We start from the raw sequence: 17677 nt of genomic DNA on the forward strand, positions 1-17677 counted from the left end.
CCGAGTCGCTGATCCGTCCTCTCTTCTTCTACCCGTCCCTACCCCACCCGTCCGTCTTCGACCCGTTTTCCCTCATCACCGTCGATTTGGAGACCCGATGTCAACCTCGACCCTGCTCGCACGACCATCGCGTCGGCAGCGCAAGCCACGCTCCGACCTCAAGCTCGGCCTCGCCTTCATCCTCCCGGCGACGATCGGCCTCGTCGCCTTCTACATCTGGCCCCTCATCCGAGGCATCTGGCTGTCCTTCACCGAGTACAACCTCCTGACTCCTGAGGAGTTCACCGGCCTGGACAACTACAAGCGCATGGTCCAGGACGACACCTTCTGGAACGCCGTCGTCGTCACCGTGGAGTACGTGGTCATCAACATCGGTCTGCAGACGATCCTGGCACTCCTCATCGCCGTCCTCATGCAGCGCCTGACCCAGTCCACCTTCGTACGCTCCATCGTGCTGACGCCCTACCTGGTCTCCAACGTGGTCGCCGCCATGCTGTGGCTGTGGATCCTGGACAACACGCTGGGCATCACCAACCAGCTCCTGGAGCCCCTGACGGGCTCAGCCGTCGACTTCTTCTCCTCGTCGATGGCCATCCCCACCATCGCCATCATCAACGTGTGGCGGCACGTGGGCTACACGGCCCTGCTCATCTTCGCGGGCCTGCAGTCGATCCCGAACACGGTCTACGAGGCGGGCAAGATGGACGGCGCCAGCGAGTGGCGGATGTTCTGGCGGATCACCGTCCCGCTGCTGCGTCCCATCCTGGCGCTCGTGCTCATCATGACGATGATCGGCTCCTTCCAGGTCTTCGACACCGTCTCGGTGGCCACCCAGGGCGGACCCGTCAACGCCACCCGCGTGCTGCAGTACTACATCTACGACATGGCCTTCGGGCGCTTCCAGTTCGGATACGCCTCCGCCATGGCTGTGGGGCTGCTGCTCGTCCTGGCCGCGATCACGATCCTGCAGTACCGCATGACCCGTGCCGGCGAGACGGACCTGGACTGAAGGAGGACAAGCCATGACAACGACAACCGCACCCGTGTCCTCCACCAAGCCCTCCCAGGCGGCCGCTGCGGCGTCCCGCGAGACCCCGGGCCGCCGGTTCACCGTCGGCAAGGCCCTGGCCTGGGCGGCGATGATCCTCATCATGCTGTTCACGCTCCTGCCCTTCTACTGGGTGCTGCGTACGGCACTGTCCTCCAACGCGGGCATCACCGCCCACCCCACCAGCCTGCTGCCGGTGGACATTAACCTGCGCGGCTTCGCCCGCGTCTTCGGCATGCAGTCCACTAAGGAGGCGCTGGCCGACGGCGGCAGCGGCGCAGCCATCAACTTCTGGCTCTACCTGCGCAACTCGGTCATCATCTCCACACTGGTCACCGTGGGGCAGGTCTTCTTCTCAGCGATGGCCGCCTACTCCTTCTCCCGCCTGCGCTGGAGGGGACGCGACACGGTCTTCGCCGTGTTCCTGGGCGCCCTCATGGTCCCCTCGATCTTCACGCTCCTGCCCAACTTCGTGCTGGTCAAGCAGCTCCACCTCATCGACACCTTCCTCGGGGTGGCGCTGCCGACCATGTTCATGACGCCCTTCGCGGTGTTCTTCCTCAAACAGTTCTTCATGAATATCCCGCGCGAGCTGGAGGAGGCCGCCCTGCTCGACGGAGCCTCCAAGGTCCGGGTGTTCTTCACCCTCATCCTGCCCATGGCCAAGGCCCCGATCTCGACGCTGGCGATCCTGACCTACATCACGGCCTGGAACGACTACTTCTGGCCCCTGCTGGTCTCCTACACGGACTCCTCCCGGGTACTCACGGTGGCTCTAGCCGTCTTCCGCTCCCAGGCCCCTCAGACCGGTCCCGACTGGGCCGGGCTCATGGCCGCCACCCTGGTGGCCGCCCTCCCGATGCTCCTGCTGTTCATGGCCTTCGCCCGGCGCATCGTCAACTCCATCGGCTTTACCGGAATCAAGTGAGGCACCAGATGACGACTCAACCGATCAGCCCTCTTCGCTCCTCACTGTCGCGCCGCAGCCTCCTGTGCTCCCTGGCCTCAGGAGCGGCCGCCCTGACCCTGGCCGCCTGCTCCGGTGGCTCCAGGAAGTCGGGAGCCGGCGCCGTCGAGTACTGGATGTGGGACGCCAGCCAGCTGCCCGCCTATGAGGCGTGCGCCAAGGCCTTCGAGGCCAAGACCGGCATCAAGGTGAACATCACCCAGATCGCCTGGGGCGACTACTGGACCAAGCTGACGGCCGGCTTCATCGCCGGGACGGGTCCGGACGCCTTCACCGACCACATCTCCAAGTTCGCCCAGTTCGAGGACCTGGAGGTCCTGGTTCCGCTGGAGAAGCAGGCCGCCTGGTCCGGCGTCGATGAGTCCGCCTTCCAAGAGGGCCTCATCGACCTGTGGAAGGGGGAGGACGGTCACCAGTACGGCTGCCCCAAGGACTGGGACACCGTGGCGGTCTTCTACAACCGGGACATGCTCACTCAGGCGGGCCTGTCCGAGGCCGATCTGGCCGGCTGGTCCTGGAACCCCACCGACGGCGGAACCTTCGAGAAGATCCTCGCCCGCCTGACCGTGGACAAGAACGGCGTGCGCGGTGACGAGCCCGGTTTCGATAAGAACCGCGTGGCCGTCTACGGCCTGGGTATCCAGGACGCCGGAACCGGGGACGGCCAGACCCAGTGGAGTCCCTTCACCGGTTCGGCCGGAGACTGGTTCTACACGAACAAGGAAACCTGGGGTGACCACTACCGCTACGACGAGAAGGTCTTCCAGGACACGATGGACTGGTACTTCGGCCTGGTGGACAAGGGCTACATGCCTCCGCGCGGCGCCTTCTCCTCCACGACCAGCACCGATGTCCAGCTCGGCAGCGGCAAGGTCGCCATGTGCTTCAACGGCTCGTGGATGTTCGGCACCTACGCCAAGCTCGACGTCAAGGTCGGGATCGCCGCGAACCCCGTGGGCCCCAACGGAAAGTCGGTCTCCTTGTTCAACGGGCTGGGCGACTCGATCTCCAAGCAGTCGGCCAACATCGACAACGCCTCCAAGTGGGTGGCCTTCCTGGGGACCGCGGAGGCGCAGGACATCGTGGCCTCTCACGGAATCGTCTTCCCGGCGATCTCCTCCTCCACGGAGAAGGCCGTCAAGGTCTTCGAGGAAACGGGGCTTCCCACCAAGCCCTTCACCCAGCACCTGGAGGACAAGTCCACCTTCTTCTTCCCACTGACCTACTTCGGCGCGGACGTGGCCGCCATCATGAAACCTGCGACGGACGACCTGTGGGCCAACCGGGTGCCGGCCTCAACGCTGACGAAGTACAACGAGCAGGTCAACCTCCTGTTCAAGACGTCCAAGCACAAGAAGGGCTAGCAGCAGGGTTGTTCCTGACCGGCTACGGGCCGGGTCCGGCGATATGCCGGGCCTGGCCCGTGACTTCTCAGCGCAGCCCCATGATCTGCCCGGTGTCGAGATCGACGTCGATGCGTTCGGCGGCGGGGTGGCTCGACAGACCCGGCATGGTCGACAGGCTGCCGCAGATCGCGTAGACGTAGCCGGCCCCCGCGGCCAGGCGCACCTCGCGCACTGGCAGGCGCCACCCGGTGGGCACGCCCTTGAGGCCGGGCTCGGCCGACAGGGACAGCGGGGTCTTGGCGACGATGACGGGCAGGTTCCCGAAGCCGCTGCGTTCATAGTCATCCAGCCGCCTGCTCGCGGCGGGGGTGTAGTCCACGCCGTCGGCGCCGTAGAGCTCGGCCAGCTTGGCGATCTTGGTGCGCAGGTCGTCCTGAGGCTCGTAGGCGGGTCGGGGGCAGGCCGCCTCTCCCGCCTCCTGGCAGGCCTCGACGACGGTCCCGGCCAGGTCGAGGCAGCCCTCGCCTCCCCTGGTGACGGGGTGGCAGGCCGCGACCCGGGCTCCGGCGTCGCGGGCGATACGGGTTACCTCCTCGATCTCGCTGTCATGGTCGGTGGGGAAGACGTTGACGGCCACGACCGGGGTGATGCCGAAGCCGCGCACGATCTGCAGGTGCTTGAGCAGGTTGGCGGCGCCGGCGCGCACGTCCTCGACGTTCTCCTGGAGCATCTCCTCGGGCAGGTCCTTGCCGCTGACGAGTCGGTGGCGCCCGCTGTGGGCCTTGAGCGCCCTGATGGTGACCACGACGACGGCGATGGTCGGGTGCATCCCCGAGACGGCGCACTTGAGGTCGATGAAGCGCTCCAGGCCCATGTCGGATCCGAAGCCGGCCTCGGTGAGGATGTAGCCGCCGTCTCGGGCTCCTGCTGCGGCGACGCGGTCGGCGATGACCGAGGAGCAGCCGGTGGCAATGTTGCCGAAGGGGCCGGTGTGGACCAGGACGGGCGTGCCCTCACCGGTGCGCAGGAGATTGGGTTCGAGGGCGTCGCGCAGGACGGCGCACATGGCCCCGGCTGCCTTGAGGTCCTCAGCGCTGATCCACTCCCCGCTGCGGCTTTGGCCGATGACGATGTGCCCCAGGCGCCTGCGCAGGTCGGCCAGGTCCGTGGCCAGCGACATGATGACCATGAGCTCGCTGGCCGGGGTGATGTCGAAGGAGGCCTGCCGGGTGATGCCGTCGATCCTGGACCCCAGGCCGGTGACGATATGGCGCAGGGCGCGGTCGTTGACGTCCAGGACCCGGGGCCAGGAGATGGTGCGTTCGTCAATGTCGAGCTCGTTGCCGTGGTACAGGTGGTTGTCGATCATCGCCGACAGGAGGTTGTGGGCGGCGGTGATGGCGTGGAAGTCGCCGGTCAGGTGCAGGTTCATCCGCTCGGCCGGCAGGATGCGGGCGCCTCCGGAGCCTCCGGCCCCGCCCTTGATGCCGAAGGTGGGGCCCATGGCCGACTGGCGCAGGGTGAGGACGGCCCGCTCGCCCAGGCGGGTGAGTCCCTGGGCCAGTCCGATGGCCGTGGTGGTCTTGCCCTCCCCGAAAGGCGTCGGCGTGATCGCAGTGACGACGACGTAGTGAGGGGCATGGGCACCCCCACTGCACACGTGCTCACTGGATTCCAGCACGCGCAGGTCGATCTTGGCGACGTCACGGCCGTGAGGGATGACGTGCTCGGCCGCGATGCCCGCCGACGCTGCCAGCGCGTGGAGGTCGATCGGGGCGTGGGGGCCGCCGGTGGCCGCAATCACCTGGGTCATGAGCCAAGCCTAGTCGGCCGGCAAGCAGGCCTCAGGCTCTTGACGCCTCACAAGCAGTCCCGTCCTCATTCCGATTCCTCGGCGTGAGCAGCAGCGATGGCCCGCATGGTCACGTCCCGGCTGTAGCCCTTGCGCCCCAGCACAGCGGCGGTGCGGCGCCGGCGCACCTCCCAGGGCAGGTGGCCGGTGGCGGAGAGCTTCTTGCGGGCCAGCGCCAGCGCCGCCACGTCCTCGTCCTCGGAGCTGATCTGCTCGAGGGCCTCGGCGACATCTCCCTCGCCCAGCCCCTTGCGCCGCAGCTCCTCGGCGATGGCCCGTCTGGCTGCCCCTTTCTCCGCGAAGCGGGTGCGCGCCAGGCGGGCCGCGTAGGCGGTGTCGTCAATGACTCCGGCCGCCTCCAGACGGTCGAGGACCTCGGTGGCCACACGGGGGTCCACCTCCTTGCGCTCGAGGAGCTCGGCCAGGGCAGCGCGAGGAGCCGCGCTGCGGTCGAGGCGGCGCAGGACGATCTCCCGCGCCGCCTCGACCGCCTGCGCGTGGGTGTCAGGGATGAGCCAGGGCATCAGAACCCGCCGGCGTCCTCACCGAAGATGGTGTCCGCCTCATCCGCCGACGTCACCTTGGGGGTCTTCGCGCTCTTGGAGGCCTTAGCGGTGGTGGCGGCCTTCTTCCCGCGCCCTCGGGCGTTCTTGACCGCGCTTGTGGCGGCGGTGTCAGCGCTGTCTACCGGGACGGCGGCCGCGGCCACGGCCGCCTCGGCGGCGGCGAGCTCCTCAGCCTCCCGGGCCTTGCGGCCGGGCTCACCGATTCCCAGGGCGGCGAGGATCTTCTCCTCGATCTCGGCGGCCAGCTGCGGGTTGTCCTTGAGGAAGTTGCGGGCGTTCTCCTTGCCCTGACCGAGCTGGTCCTCCCCGTAGGTGAACCAGGCCCCCGACTTGCGCACCACGCCGTTGTCCACACCCAGGTCCAGCAGGCTGCCCTCGCGGGAGATGCCCTGGCCGTAGAGGATGTCGAACTCGGCCTGCTTGAAGGGCGGCGCCATCTTGTTCTTGACGACCTTGACCCGGGTGCGGTTACCCACGGGCTGGTCCCCGTCCTTGAGGCCGCCGATGCGGCGCACGTCCAGACGCACGGAGGCGTAGAACTTCAGGGCCTTCCCACCGGTGGTGGTCTCCGGGTTGCCGAAGAACACACCGATCTTCTCGCGCAGCTGGTTGATGAAGATGGCGGTGGTGCCGGTGGAGGACAGTGCACCGGTGATCTTGCGCAGCGCCTGGCTCATGAGGCGGGCCTGGAGGCCGACGTGGGAGTCCCCCATCTCCCCCTCGATCTCGGCCTTGGGGACCAGGGCCGCCACGGAGTCGATGACGATGATGTCCAGGCCGCCCGAGCGCACCAGCATGTCGGTGATCTCCAGGGCCTGCTCCCCGGTGTCCGGCTGTGAGACCAGGAGGTTGTCGATGTCGACGCCCAGGGCCTTGGCGTAGACCGGGTCGAGGGCGTGCTCGGCGTCGATGAAGGCCGCGTTCCCGCCGGCCCTCTGCGCGCTGGCCACGGCGTGTAGGGCGACGGTGGTCTTTCCGGAGGACTCCGGCCCGTAGACCTCGATGATGCGCCCCCTCGGGAGCCCTCCGACTCCCAGAGCCACGTCGAGGGCGACCGACCCCGTCGGGATGACGGAGACCGGAGGACGGGACTCGTCCCCCAGACGCATGACGGATCCCTTACCGAAGCTCTTGTCGATCTGGGCGAGGGCTGTGGCCAGGGCCTTGGAGCGGTCCTGGGTCTGGCTGGCAGCGGGCATTGTTCTACCTCGGTTCTCAGGGCGGCGCGCAGCCGCGGCGGACATGGCTGGTCAACTTCGGCGAGGTCCCCTCTCCGGGGCTCACCAACGACGGTATGCCTGACCACTGACATCTATCTCCGCCCCTCATCAGCCCTGTGGACTCAGGGGGCGTCGTCGTCGTTCGTGGAGAACAGTACCCGAACACCTGTTCGATCATGACATCATCGTCACGCGCGTGTCGGCGACTCCTGAGCTCGCCCCAGCACCCGCCCTCACCGCCTGGGCTCAGCGACGGGGATCCGAGCGGAAGATCCATCGCTCGGCGTCCGTGCGCTCAGTCTCGTCGCACAGAAGACTCCAGACCCGCTCCGGCGCCACACCGTCGTCAAGCGCCTGCACGCAGGTCACCCCCAGGCCCGGAAGAACTAGATCCTGCGCCAGCGACCGGCCGTAGGCCGAACCGAAGACCGTCTCGACGGCGTTCCAGAACTCCGAGTGCTTCACCACTCCCCCTTTCCCCCTTTGTCAACAGGCAACCCGGCGGCGAGTCCACTCATCGTGGCCCCACCGCCGGGAGGATCGGCTCACTGGCAACGGCCTGCGCACCGCGAGAGCAGCGCAAGCAGAGCATCAGCGGATGGTCACCGCAGGGCGACCCCCTGCTGACGCACGAGCTCATCGGGAACTGTGTCTGGAATCATGACACCCTCGGTCAGGGCGATGCGGTCGGAGACCTCGCGCAGCACCACGGACAGGGGGGCGTCAAGCGCCTGGCAGATGGAGGCGAGCAGCTCGGAGGAGGCTTCCTTCTGACCGCGCTCAACCTCGGAGAGGTACCCCAGGGAGACGCGGGCCTGAGAGGAGACCTCACGCAGCGTGCGTCCCTGGTGCTGTCGGACGCCGCGCAGGACTTCTCCGATCTCGCGGCGCAGGACGACATTTTCATGCTTCGGGGTGTCCACGGACACACCGTACCCTGCCCCGGGTCCCTGGCGCATCGGCATCCGGTTGTTGATCGGGCGAGTGGTGCGGGGGTGAGTCGTGTTGTTCATCGTCTAGCACAACCATTCACGTCGTGGATTCATTCCCGCCACGCGGGCCCAGCTCTTCGGCTCCGGTGACGTTGGGAACCACTCTACCGGTATTCCTGAGAGAAATCTGAAATACGCCTTAGTCTGTGGTCTGTAGTTGGTCGGTCGTCGATGTGAGGCAGTCACGGCTGCGACTCACGGCCTTCTTCCCGCAGGAAACCGATGGCCAGCTCACACACTTCCATCACGGTGGCGCGCCGGATCTGCGAGCGGTCACCGCTCAGGTGCAGCTCGCGGTGCCTGCGCCCCCATGGAGCGGCGACGGCGACGTGAACCGTTCCCGCCGGATGGCCGTCGGCCGGCCCCGGTCCGGCCACTCCAGTGGTCGCCAGCCCCAGATCGGCCCCGAGGAGCCTGCGCACTCCGTGCGCCATTTGCAGGGCGACATCGCGGTCCACTGGCCCGGTCCGCTCCAGGTGCGCAGCATCGACCCCGAGGACCTGCGCCTTGATCCGGGTGGCGTAGGCCACGACCGCCCCCACGAGTACACGGGAGGCGCCGGGGACCTCCACCAGGCTGGAGGAGACCTGCCCACCCGTCAATGACTCGGCGACCGCCAGACTCACTCCGCGATCCGCGGCAGCTTGCAGCAGGGCCGTCGCCACGCGGATACGGCCCTCGGTGCCCTGCACGTCCCCGATCACCACGGCTTGCGCCCCCGGGGAGGTCACTGGTCGCTCCGTCCGTCCTGACGGCTCAACCGCACCGCCTGGCGGACATAGTCCAGGCCCGTCACCACCGTGACGATGAGCGCCGCAGCCACAATGACGTAGGCCGCCTTGGTCAGGAACGTGGCCGGGCCCGCGGGCAGCAGGAGCATGGACCAGGGTGTGAGCAGCCCGACCAGCCCCACCATCTGCAGCGTCGTCTTGATCTTGCCGCCGCGCGAGGCCGCCATGACGGCGCGGCGCAGCATGAAGAAGCGCATGACCGTGATGCCGAGCTCGCGCACGACGATGAGGATGGTGACCCACCACCACAGCCGGTGGTTGACGCTCAGCAGGACGAAGGCGGACAGGGTCAGTGCCTTGTCCGCGATCGGGTCGGCGATCTTGCCGAAGGAGGTCACCAGCCCCCACGAGCGCGCCAGCTGGCCGTCCAGGCGATCCGTGAAGGCCGCCACGACGAAGACCACGACTGCGGCGAGCCTGGCCCGGTCCCCTAGGGAGAGCCAGATGAAGACGGGCACGAGCAGCAGGCGCAGCACCGTCAGGACGTTGGCGATGTTGAGCAGCGGCGCCTGCTCTGACTGCGCGGCGCCGTCCGGGGCGGTCGGGGCGTTCATCAGGGTCAGCCTAGTCGCGGACGGCCTCCAGTCGACGCAGAAACCTCGATCCATCTTCTCGACCGCCTCGTATCTGCTCACCTCCGCCGTACGCGCTACGACGCCACCACATACGACACGCGGCGTAAGATCCGTTCTCACCCACGGTTCACGCCGACGTCTCGACACGTCCGCCTCGCGCCGCCGGAACGAGCACGAACCGTGCACACGTCATTAAGGTCCACTTCTTACGTTCATCACCATGTACTCAGCCGCTCCTCTGCCTTCGTCTTCGCCACGCTCGGCACGTCTCGCCCGCAGGTCACGAGGACCGGGCCTGCTGACCGCCGTCGTTCTCACCGTGTCCGCCGCGGTGAGCGGCTGCGCGACGAGCACTGACCACTCCGTGCCGGCTCAGTCGCCGACTTCGTCCGCCTCCGCCAGCACCGGCGGCTCACAGGACGTGCACTTCACCGTGGGCTACGCAGGGGACGTCCTCATGCACATGCCGGTGATGGAGTCCACCCCGGGGGCCTCAGGTGACATCACCGCCAACATCGCTGCTGAGACCCCCTGGGTCGAGGGCCTGGATCTGGCCCTGTGCGGGATGGAGGTTCCTGTCGCTCCGGACGGGGTCTACTCGGGCTACCCCTCCTTCGGCACCTCGGCCGAGGTCGTGGCCGCCTTGGCGAGATCCGGGTGGGACGGCTGCGCAACCGCCTCCAACCACGCTGCGGATCGGGGGGAGGCGGGGGTCGTGGCCACCTTGGACGCCCTGGACGCTCACGGGCTGGGCCACGCTGGCACCTACCGGAGCCGACAGGACGCCTCGGTGCCCTTCGCGCTCTACGAGCTTGAGCGGGGTGGGCGCACAGTGACCGTCGCCCAGATCTCCACGACCATGGACCTCAACGGCCTGGAGGATCCCACCGGCTACTCGGTGTCGCTCAACGACGTCGGCGCCATCACGAAGGCGGCGACGTCGGCCCGTGCGGCGGGTGCCGACCTCGTCGTCGTCCACTCCCAGCTCGGTGAGGAGTACGAGACCACGCCCAACGACAAGCAGGTCTCCTACGCCCAGTCCCTGGCCGACAGCGGGCAGGTCGACATCCTCTTCGGCGCTCACCCCCATGTGCCTCAGCCCGCCGAGAAGCTCTCCGGAGGAGTCGGGGGCAAGGGGATGTGGGTGTCGTACTCGGCCGGCAACTACATCTCGAACCAGGATGAGGAGTGCTGCGCCCCGTTGTCCGACGTCGGTCAGCTGGTCTGGGCCGACGTCACGTCCCACGCCGACGGCTCGGTGAGCGTGGACAAGCTAAACTGGCACCCGTTCACGATGGATCTCGCCGGCGGCCACAAGATCAGGGACCTGGCGGCGCTTCACAACGGCGAGCACCCTGCCGACCTGGGCCTGAGCACCGAGCAGATCGACCGGCGCTGGAGCCTGCTCACCTCTCAGGTCAAGGACGCCTCGACCATGTCCACCACGCCGCCCACACCCACCGGGCCGGCCCCGACGATTCCCAGTCGGGAAGAGGTCATCACACGAGCCGGAGCCCACCCGGGCCCGCAGGGCACGGCATCGGCCTCCCCATCACCACGATGAGCCGCGGCCAGTGAGCGACCAGGCGTCCTCGGAGTCCTCATCGGCGGAGGTGTCGTCCCAGGACTCCGACTCCGGCAGGCTCGAGGCGACCTCCAACGGATCCGTGCTGTGGCGGTTCGACGGCATGACCGCGGTACGAGGCTCATTCGCGGCAGGAGCCGAGGGCTCGTCGGAGCCCGGCTCGCCCTGAGGGGCGTCATGGGCCTCGGGAGTCTCAGCGCTTCCCGGCGCACCGCCCTCGCCCTTGATCCAGGCCAGGGTCTCCTCGAGCTGCTCGGGCTGGACGAGGACGTCGCGGGCTTTGGATCCCTCCGAGGGGCCAACGACCTCACGGGACTCGAGCAGGTCCATGAGGCGTCCGGCCTTGGCGAAGCCGACGCGCAGCTTGCGCTGGAGCATGGAGGTGGAGCCGAACTGGCTGGAGATGATGAGCTCGGCGGCCTGCAGGAGCAGGTCCATGTCATCGCCGATCTCCTCATCGATCTGCTTCTTGACCTCCGGGACGACGACGTCCTCCCGGTACTCGGGCGTCAGCTGGGACTTGACGTGCTCGACGACGGAGCGGATCTCGGACTCGGTGACCCAGGAGCCCTGGATACGCACCGGCGTGGAGGCGCCCGGGCCAAGGTAGAGGGCGTCACCCTGGCCGGTGAGCGTCTCGGCCCCGTTCTGGTCGAGGATGACCCGGGAGTCCAGCTGTGAGGCCGTGGCGAAGGCCAGGCGCGAGGGAACGTTGGACTTGATCAGGCCGGTGACCACCTGGGCGACGGGTCGCTGGGTGGCCAGGACCAGGTGGATCCCGGCGGCGCGGGCCAGCTGGGTGATGCGCTGGATGGATGCCTCCACGTCCTTGGGGGCGGTCATCATGAGGTCGGCGAGCTCGTCGACGACGACCAGGAGGTAGGGGTAGGGGCTCAGCTCTCGCTGGGATCCCGGCAGGGGCTGGACCTCTCCGGCCCGCACCGCCTTGTTGAAGTCGTCGATGTGCTTGAAGCCGAAGGAGGCCAGGTCGTCGTAGCGGGCGTCCATCTCGCGCACCACCCACTCCAGAGCCTCGGCCGCCTTCTTCGGGGAGGTGATGATCGGGGTGATGAGGTGGGGGATGCCCTCGTAGATGGTCAGCTCCACCCGCTTGGGGTCCACCAGCACCATGCGCACCTCCTCAGGCGTGGCGCGCATCATGATCGAGGTGATCATCGAGTTGACGAAGGAGGACTTACCCGATCCGGTCTGACCGGCCACCAGCAGGTGCGGGGTCTTGGCCAGGTTGGTGACGACGTAGTCGCCCTCGACGTTCTTGCCCAGCCCGACCACCAGCGGGTGCGCCTGCTTGCGCGCGGCCTGGGAGCGCAGGACGTCGCCGAGCTTGACCATCTCCCGGTCGCTGTTGGGGATCTCGATGCCGATGGCGCTCTTGCCCGGAATGGGGGTGAGCAGGCGGATCTCGTCGGAGGCCACCGCGTAGGCGATGTTCTTCTCCAGCCCCGTGATCCGGGAGACGTTGACCCCCCGGCCCCGGTGGACCTCGTAGCGGGTGACCTGAGGACCGCGCGTGTAGCCGGTGACCGTGGCGTCCACGTTGAACTCGGCGAAGACGTTCTGCAGAGCCTCGACGATGGCGTCGTTAGCGGGGGTGCGGGTGGAGTGTCCCGGTCCTGGACCGAGCAGCGCGTCCTCGGGCAGGGTGTAGGTCGAGCCGTCAGGCAACGACATGTTGCCCAGGTCGCTCATGGCGATCTGGTCGGCGAGGTCGGGCTCCTCGAGGGCGACCTCGGGGGTCTCCTCGGTGACGGCGTCGAAACCGGACGGTGACTGCGAGGGTGCCTGCGGGACGGGGCGCTTGGCGGACGAGGGTTTGCGCTGCCCCCCTGCGGCCGGGCCGGAGGCCGCGGGGCCACCTGCCGGGCCGGCGGGCCTGCTCCGGGTGGCGGACGCGGCTGAGGGCGCCGGGGAGGCGATGACGTCGGTCTCCTCGCCCACGTCCGGGATGACGAAGTCCTCGCCCCCGGAGTGAGCGCCGTGATCGCCGCCCGGCTCGAAGAGCTCGGTGGTCGAGGCCTGCTGGGCCTCCCGGTCGGACGAGCGCTTACGCCGGCCGCTGCCACGCTTGCGAGAGGACGACTCCTCCACCTCCAGGGCGGAACGGAAGGGCTCGTCGCCATCGTAGGAGTCCAGGAGCGCCGTCTGATCCGAGTCCCCGCCCGAGGCGCCGGCCCGCCCGGTGCCTCGACGCACCCGTCCGAGCAGGCGCCGGGCCAGGGAGTCACCGGATCCATCGGCTCCGTGGGAGTCTCCGTCACCGTCCGCAGCCCGGTACTGCTCCAGCAGGTCACGGATCTCGGCAACGGTCTTGCCGGACAGGACCAGGGCGGAGAACGCGATCAGGAGGAGGAACAGGATGACGGCCCCCACGGAGGAGAACAGCGCCGCCAGGGGGTAGCCCACCAGCCATCCCAGCAGCCCTCCGGCACTCTCCAGGCCACCGATGTTGTTCTTGAGGGCCGGGTTGCCGCTGCCGACCTGGATCATTCCGGTCAGAGCCGTCAGCAGCCCCAGGCAGCCCACCGAGACCCGCGCGTGCACCGCCCCCAGGCTGTGGACCCGCAGCATGGCGATACCCAGCGCCGCCAGGAGCGGGGGCACGAAGATACCCAGGACACCGACGGGGCCCGCGGCGATGTGGTGCAGGAGGTCACCTGCGGCCCCGGAGATCCCGAACCACTCGCGCAGTGCCAGCACCGCTGCGAGGGCCAGGATGAGGAAGGCCCAGCCGGTGCGACGGTAGCGCCCGCCGGAGGGCCCGGTCCCGGGTGCGGAGAGGGGAGCGGTCCCTGAAGCGGAGCCGCCTCGATTACGCCCTCTGCCGGTTCCCGATGAGGACGCAGCTGTTCTCGTGGTGCGACGATTGGCCATGATGCTCTAGAAACTATCGGATTCTTGGTGTCATTGGCCTTGCCACGCCGCCTGTGCCGGCCGGAGACATGTCACCTTCTCGGTGCTGCGGCCCGGTGCGGGGCTCACCCCCTGAAGCGGCGGGGCAGGCGCGGCCCCAGGACCGGTCAGGACCGGTCAGGACCTCTCATCGCCTGCCCGGAGGAACTCATCGATCTCCTCGCGTAGCGGGGCCTGGGCCGGGCCGCTGCACGCAACGGCGTGGGCGGCGGCCGCGTTGGCGCGCCTGGCCGCCTCGACGACGTCGAGCCCGTCAAGAAGGCCGGCGACCAGGACACCGGTATGCGTGTCTCCCGCCCCCGTCGTGTCCACGACCTCACGCACGAAACCGGGGACCTCGATCGCCCCGCCGCCCACCGGGTGGAGAACACAGCCGTTCACGCCGGTACGGTGGACGATCAGTGCCTGCGGACACGCCAGCCGGATGGCCCTCGTGCCGCCCAGACGCTTCTCGAGGCGCCCCATCTCCAGATCGTTCCCGGTCAGTATCGTTGCCCGCCTCAGTAGCGGCAGAAGCACCTGATCGGGGATGTCGGGCTGGACCGGACCGAGGTCGATCACCAGCCCGACGCCGTCGGGGATCGACAGGAGCCAGTCGGCCAGGATGCCGCGGCTCGTGTAGTGGGCCAGGTCGTAACCGGTGGCGTAGACCCAGTCCCCGGTTCTCAGGTCGATGCTCTCAAGGTCCTCGCGCTGAGGCTCCCCCTCGACGCCCGCGGTGGTGATGAAGGTGCGTCTGCCGGAGGGCTCGATGAGAGTGGTGCAGGTGCCGATGTCCCCGACGAGCTCCTCGACAAGCAGCTCGACCCGGTCCAGGCGCATTGACTCGCGCACCCGCGCGGAGTTGGGGCCGGTCCCCAGGGTGGCGGCCAGGGCGGTGGGGACACCCTGCCTGGCTGCGGCCGAGACCACGGTGTACCCGCCGCCGACGACCGGACCCGACGACGCCCCGGTGATCGCCCCTCCCGGCGTCGGCACGCGACTGACGTGGAGGGGGATGTCAATGAGGATGGATCCGGTGGATATGAAGCATGCGGGTCGGAACAGAGTCATGCAGTGAGAGCCCTCCCGCTACGCCTCGATGACGACCGGGACGATCATGGGACGGCGCCTGAGACGGCGCCCGATCCAGCGCCCCAGGGTGCGGCGCATGACCTGCTGAAGGGAGTAGGCGTCCGCCTTGCCGGTCTCCAGCGCGGCCGACAGGGCCTCGGTCACATCGGGAAGGATCTCCTCGAAGACCGAGTCGTCCTCGGCCACACCCCGCGCCTGGATATGGGGACCGGCCAGAATCGTGCCGGTCGTGGTCTCCACCACGGCGTAGACCGAGACGAAGCCCTCCTCCGCCAGGATGCGGCGGTCCTTGAGCTCGGCCTCGTCGATCTCCCCCACTGAGGAGCCGTCGACGTAGATGTAGCCGCAGGGCACCTGCCCGGCGATACGGGCCGCTCCCCCCTCCAGATCAACGGCCACGCCGTCCTCGCACAGCATGACCCGCTCCGGGGCGATTCCCGTCTTGACGGCGAGCCCGCCATTGGCCACCAGATGACGGATCTCACCGTGAATGGGCATGACGTTGCGGGGCTGGACGATGTTGTAGACGTGGAGCAGCTCCTCGGAGGAGGCGTGCCCGGAGACGTGGACCTTGGCGTTGCCCTGGTGGACCACGCGCGCGCCCAGCCGCATGAGCTGATTGATGACCCGGAAGACGGAGTTCTCGTTGCCGGGGATGAGGGAGGAGGCGAAGATGACGGTGTCCCCGGGCTCGATGGTGACGCTGCGGTGCTCGGAGTGGGCCATCCGGGACAGGGCCGCCATGGGCTCTCCCTGCGAGCCGGTGACCATGAGGACTCTCTCGTGCGGGGGCAGCGAGGTGATGTCCCGGGCATCGATGAGGACGCCTGCGGGGACCTTGAGGTAGCCGCGCTCGGCGGCGATTCCCATGTTGCGCACCATGGAGCGCCCCACGAGGGCAACCCGCCTGTCGTGCAGGGCGGCGGCGTCGAGGACCTGCTGGACCCGGTGGACGTGGCTGGCGAAGGAGGCCACGACGATCTGCCCGTCGGAGTCGGCGAAGACGTTGTCCAGGACCCGGCCGATCTCACCCTCATGGCCCACCATGCCCGGGACCTCGGCGTTCGTGGAGTCCACGCAGAACAGGTCCACGCCCTCCTCACCGAAGCGGGCGAAGGAGCGCAGGTCCGTGATGCGCCCGTCGATGGGCAGGGAGTCCATCTTGAAGTCACCGGTGGCCAGCACGTTGCCGGCATCGGTGCGGATCATGACGGCCATGGCGTCGGGGATGGAGTGGTTGACGGCCACGAACTCCAGGTCGAAGGGGTCGTAGGAGACCTCCTCGTGCTCGACGACCTGGCGCAGCACCGGGCGGATACGGTGCTCCTTGAGCTTGGCCTCCACGAAGGCCAGCGTGAGCTCGCTTCCCACCAGGGGGATGTCCTCACGCAGGCGCAGCAGGTAGGGCACGCCCCCGATGTGGTCCTCGTGCCCGTGAGTCAGGACCAGGGCGACGACGTCGTCGATGCGGTGCTCGATGGAGGAGAAGTCGGGAAGGATGAGGTCGACGCCCGGCTGGTCCTCCTCAGGGAAGAGCACACCGCAGTCAACGATGAGCAGCTTGCCGTCCAGCTCGAAGACGGTCATGTTGCGGCCAACCTCTCCCAGGCCCCCCAGGGGAGTGATGCGCATGGTGCCATCAGCGAGGGGGCCGGGGGTCTTCAGCGCGGGAAAGTTCGTCACGCGGGCATCCTACCGAGGATGCCCCGATTATCGATTGATACGGTATGATCCGGTTGGATTCCGTCGCGCTTCTGCAACGTTCCGACGCGAAGTTCAGGGGCACGTCAGGATCGCTCTACGATATGCCGGTGACGACCACGAGCCTGCCGGATGATGGAGCCAGGGACACCGAGTCCCCTCCATCAACCGATTCACAGTCGAGTCCCGCTCCTCGCGAGAGCCGACGAGGTCTCCTGGGAACAGCCGCCCTGGCAACGGCAACGGGCCTGCTCGGCGCGGGCGCCGGTGCAGGAGTCACTCACTGGCGGGACACCCACCTCTCCCCCACGGCACGAACCGCCCCTCGCCCCGCGAGCCCCGGCAACGCGCTCGGGACGCGAGTGGTGTTCCAGACCGGCGGGGAATCCAGGAAGCTGGCGCTGACCTTTGACGACGGACCAGACCCCCGCTGGACTCCACTCGTGCTCGACATGCTGGCGAGGTTGCACGTACGGGCCACCTTCTTCGTCCTGGGGTCCGCGGTAGAGACCCACCCCGAGCTGATCGCACGGGAGGTCGCCGAGGGGCACGAGGTCGCGGTCCACAACTGGGTGCACACGGATGTCTACGGCGTGGGCTTCTCCGAGCTGAGCGACTCGGTGGACCGAACACGTGAGGCGATCATGGCGGCAGGAGCACCGTCTCCGCGCCTGTGGCGGCCTCCCTACGGCCGGGTTGACGCGCCGGCCATGATGGTCGCCTCGCTCAAGAGGATGGACCTGTTGCTGTGGAGCGTTCACACGCCCTCGACGGCGGAGGCCGCCGCCGTCAAGGACACTGCCAGCGCCGGGTCGGTGGTGCTGTGCCACGACGGGCGCACGCAGCCTTCCGAAGCCCTGTTCACCGCCTTGGAAGGAGGCGTGCGCTCGCTGCTGGAGCGAGGGCTCACCGTGACGACGGGCAGCGACCTGCTGGCGTCCGTCTGACGAACGGCTGAGGGCCCTCGCATGAGCAGATCTCGCCGCGAGAAAGCAAGAGGTGCCTGCTCCATCGTGCGGTGGAGCAGGC

The 17677-nt window shown here is 68.2% G+C and carries 15 protein-coding genes; 5 read left to right on the top strand and 10 right to left on the bottom strand.

The window, feature by feature from the left end:
- Nucleotides 1-97 precede the first annotated feature (97 nt).
- From HMPREF2883_RS12270 to HMPREF2883_RS12280, 3 genes are read left to right on the top strand one after another with little or no spacing between them, the layout of a single operon-like run.
- Nucleotides 98-1009 (top strand): carbohydrate ABC transporter permease, encoded by a 912-nt coding sequence (locus tag HMPREF2883_RS12270; RefSeq protein ID WP_070662892.1) that lies wholly within the window; start codon nt 98-100, stop codon nt 1007-1009.
- A gap of 13 nt (nt 1010-1022) precedes the next feature.
- Entirely contained in the window at nt 1023-1976 is a 954-nt protein-coding gene (locus tag HMPREF2883_RS12275) for a carbohydrate ABC transporter permease (RefSeq protein ID WP_083313584.1), read from the top strand.
- Nucleotides 1977-1984: 8 nt separating this feature from the next.
- Nucleotides 1985-3379, top strand: a complete 1395-nt coding sequence (locus tag HMPREF2883_RS12280) for an ABC transporter substrate-binding protein (RefSeq protein ID WP_083313585.1) — start codon at nt 1985-1987, stop codon at nt 3377-3379.
- Between the two features lie 67 nt (nt 3380-3446).
- Here HMPREF2883_RS12280 and HMPREF2883_RS12285 read toward each other — a convergent pair whose 3' ends face one another.
- The 7 genes from HMPREF2883_RS12285 to pgsA form a co-directional block, all read right to left on the bottom strand.
- Nucleotides 3447-5174 (bottom strand): formate--tetrahydrofolate ligase, encoded by a 1728-nt coding sequence (locus tag HMPREF2883_RS12285; RefSeq protein ID WP_070662894.1) that lies wholly within the window; start codon nt 5172-5174, stop codon nt 3447-3449.
- Nucleotides 5175-5239: 65 nt separating this feature from the next.
- Nucleotides 5240-5737, bottom strand: a complete 498-nt coding sequence (locus HMPREF2883_RS12290; RefSeq protein WP_070662895.1) for a regulatory protein RecX — start codon at nt 5735-5737, stop codon at nt 5240-5242.
- Nucleotides 5737-6978 carry a recombinase RecA gene (gene recA / locus HMPREF2883_RS12295; RefSeq protein ID WP_070662896.1) on the bottom strand — a complete coding sequence of 414 codons (1242 nt, stop codon included), beginning with the start codon at nt 6976-6978 and terminating at the stop codon, nt 5737-5739. The genes HMPREF2883_RS12290 and recA overlap by 1 nt, the downstream gene beginning before the upstream one ends.
- Before the next feature lie 267 nt (nt 6979-7245).
- Nucleotides 7246-7467 (bottom strand): DUF3046 domain-containing protein, encoded by a 222-nt coding sequence (locus HMPREF2883_RS12300; protein WP_176747218.1) that lies wholly within the window; start codon nt 7465-7467, stop codon nt 7246-7248.
- Between the two features lie 134 nt (nt 7468-7601).
- A complete protein-coding gene (locus HMPREF2883_RS12305) occupies nt 7602-8012 on the bottom strand; it encodes a helix-turn-helix domain-containing protein (RefSeq protein ID WP_176747219.1) in 411 nt (136 codons plus the stop codon).
- Nucleotides 8013-8173: 161 nt separating this feature from the next.
- A complete protein-coding gene (locus HMPREF2883_RS12310) occupies nt 8174-8695 on the bottom strand; it encodes a CinA family protein (protein ID WP_081381339.1) in 522 nt (173 codons plus the stop codon).
- Nucleotides 8696-8718: 23 nt separating this feature from the next.
- Entirely contained in the window at nt 8719-9336 is a 618-nt protein-coding gene (gene pgsA / locus HMPREF2883_RS12315; RefSeq protein WP_141759120.1) for a CDP-diacylglycerol--glycerol-3-phosphate 3-phosphatidyltransferase, read from the bottom strand.
- Between the two features lie 241 nt (nt 9337-9577).
- On the opposite strand from pgsA, the gene HMPREF2883_RS12320 reads away from it, so the two are divergent.
- On the top strand, nt 9578-10921 hold the full coding sequence (locus tag HMPREF2883_RS12320; RefSeq protein WP_070662897.1) for a CapA family protein: 1344 nt from the start codon (nt 9578-9580) through the stop codon (nt 10919-10921).
- On the opposite strand, the gene HMPREF2883_RS12325 is transcribed toward HMPREF2883_RS12320, so the two are convergent.
- From HMPREF2883_RS12325 to HMPREF2883_RS12335, 3 genes are all read right to left on the bottom strand, one after another.
- Nucleotides 10910-13834 (bottom strand): FtsK/SpoIIIE family DNA translocase, encoded by a 2925-nt coding sequence (locus HMPREF2883_RS12325; RefSeq protein WP_070662898.1) that lies wholly within the window; start codon nt 13832-13834, stop codon nt 10910-10912. The genes HMPREF2883_RS12320 and HMPREF2883_RS12325 overlap by 12 nt on opposite strands.
- A gap of 156 nt (nt 13835-13990) precedes the next feature.
- Nucleotides 13991-14926 carry a PfkB family carbohydrate kinase gene (locus HMPREF2883_RS12330; RefSeq protein WP_070662899.1) on the bottom strand — a complete coding sequence of 312 codons (936 nt, stop codon included), beginning with the start codon at nt 14924-14926 and terminating at the stop codon, nt 13991-13993.
- An 18-nt stretch (nt 14927-14944) separates the two neighbouring features.
- Nucleotides 14945-16579, bottom strand: coding sequence for a ribonuclease J (locus HMPREF2883_RS12335; RefSeq protein ID WP_070662912.1), 1635 nt, complete (start codon nt 16577-16579; stop codon nt 14945-14947).
- 173 nt (nt 16580-16752) lie between these two features.
- Here HMPREF2883_RS12335 and HMPREF2883_RS12340 point away from each other — a divergent pair, with 173 nt between their 5' ends.
- Nucleotides 16753-17595, top strand: coding sequence for a polysaccharide deacetylase family protein (locus tag HMPREF2883_RS12340; protein WP_371080846.1), 843 nt, complete (start codon nt 16753-16755; stop codon nt 17593-17595).
- Nucleotides 17596-17677 lie beyond the last annotated feature (82 nt).

It is taken from the genome of Actinomyces sp. HMSC075C01, assembly GCF_001812965.1.
Lineage (GTDB): Bacteria > Actinomycetota > Actinomycetes > Actinomycetales > Actinomycetaceae > Actinomyces > Actinomyces acetigenes.

Bases quoted from the DNA above. Each gene is read 5' to 3' on its own strand.
- HMPREF2883_RS12275 (WP_083313584.1), top strand. From the start codon at position 1,023: ATGACAACGACAACCGCACCCGTGTCCTCCACCAAGCCCTCCCAGGCG.
- HMPREF2883_RS12335 (WP_070662912.1), bottom strand. From the start codon at position 16,579: ATGCGCATCACTCCCCTGGGGGGCCTGGGAGAGGTTGGCCGCAACATG.
- HMPREF2883_RS12270 (WP_070662892.1), top strand. From the start codon at position 98: ATGTCAACCTCGACCCTGCTCGCACGACCATCGCGTCGGCAGCGCAAG.
- HMPREF2883_RS12340 (WP_371080846.1), top strand. From the start codon at position 16,753: ATGCCGGTGACGACCACGAGCCTGCCGGATGATGGAGCCAGGGACACC.
- HMPREF2883_RS12325 (WP_070662898.1), bottom strand. From the start codon at position 13,834: ATGGCCAATCGTCGCACCACGAGAACAGCTGCGTCCTCATCGGGAACC.
- HMPREF2883_RS12285 (WP_070662894.1), bottom strand. From the start codon at position 5,174: ATGACCCAGGTGATTGCGGCCACCGGCGGCCCCCACGCCCCGATCGAC.
- HMPREF2883_RS12280 (WP_083313585.1), top strand. From the start codon at position 1,985: ATGACGACTCAACCGATCAGCCCTCTTCGCTCCTCACTGTCGCGCCGC.
- pgsA (WP_141759120.1), bottom strand. From the start codon at position 9,336: ATGAACGCCCCGACCGCCCCGGACGGCGCCGCGCAGTCAGAGCAGGCG.
- recA (WP_070662896.1), bottom strand. From the start codon at position 6,978: ATGCCCGCTGCCAGCCAGACCCAGGACCGCTCCAAGGCCCTGGCCACA.
- HMPREF2883_RS12290 (WP_070662895.1), bottom strand. From the start codon at position 5,737: ATGCCCTGGCTCATCCCTGACACCCACGCGCAGGCGGTCGAGGCGGCG.
- HMPREF2883_RS12320 (WP_070662897.1), top strand. From the start codon at position 9,578: ATGTACTCAGCCGCTCCTCTGCCTTCGTCTTCGCCACGCTCGGCACGT.
- HMPREF2883_RS12305 (WP_176747219.1), bottom strand. From the start codon at position 8,012: ATGAACAACACGACTCACCCCCGCACCACTCGCCCGATCAACAACCGG.
- HMPREF2883_RS12330 (WP_070662899.1), bottom strand. From the start codon at position 14,926: ATGACTCTGTTCCGACCCGCATGCTTCATATCCACCGGATCCATCCTC.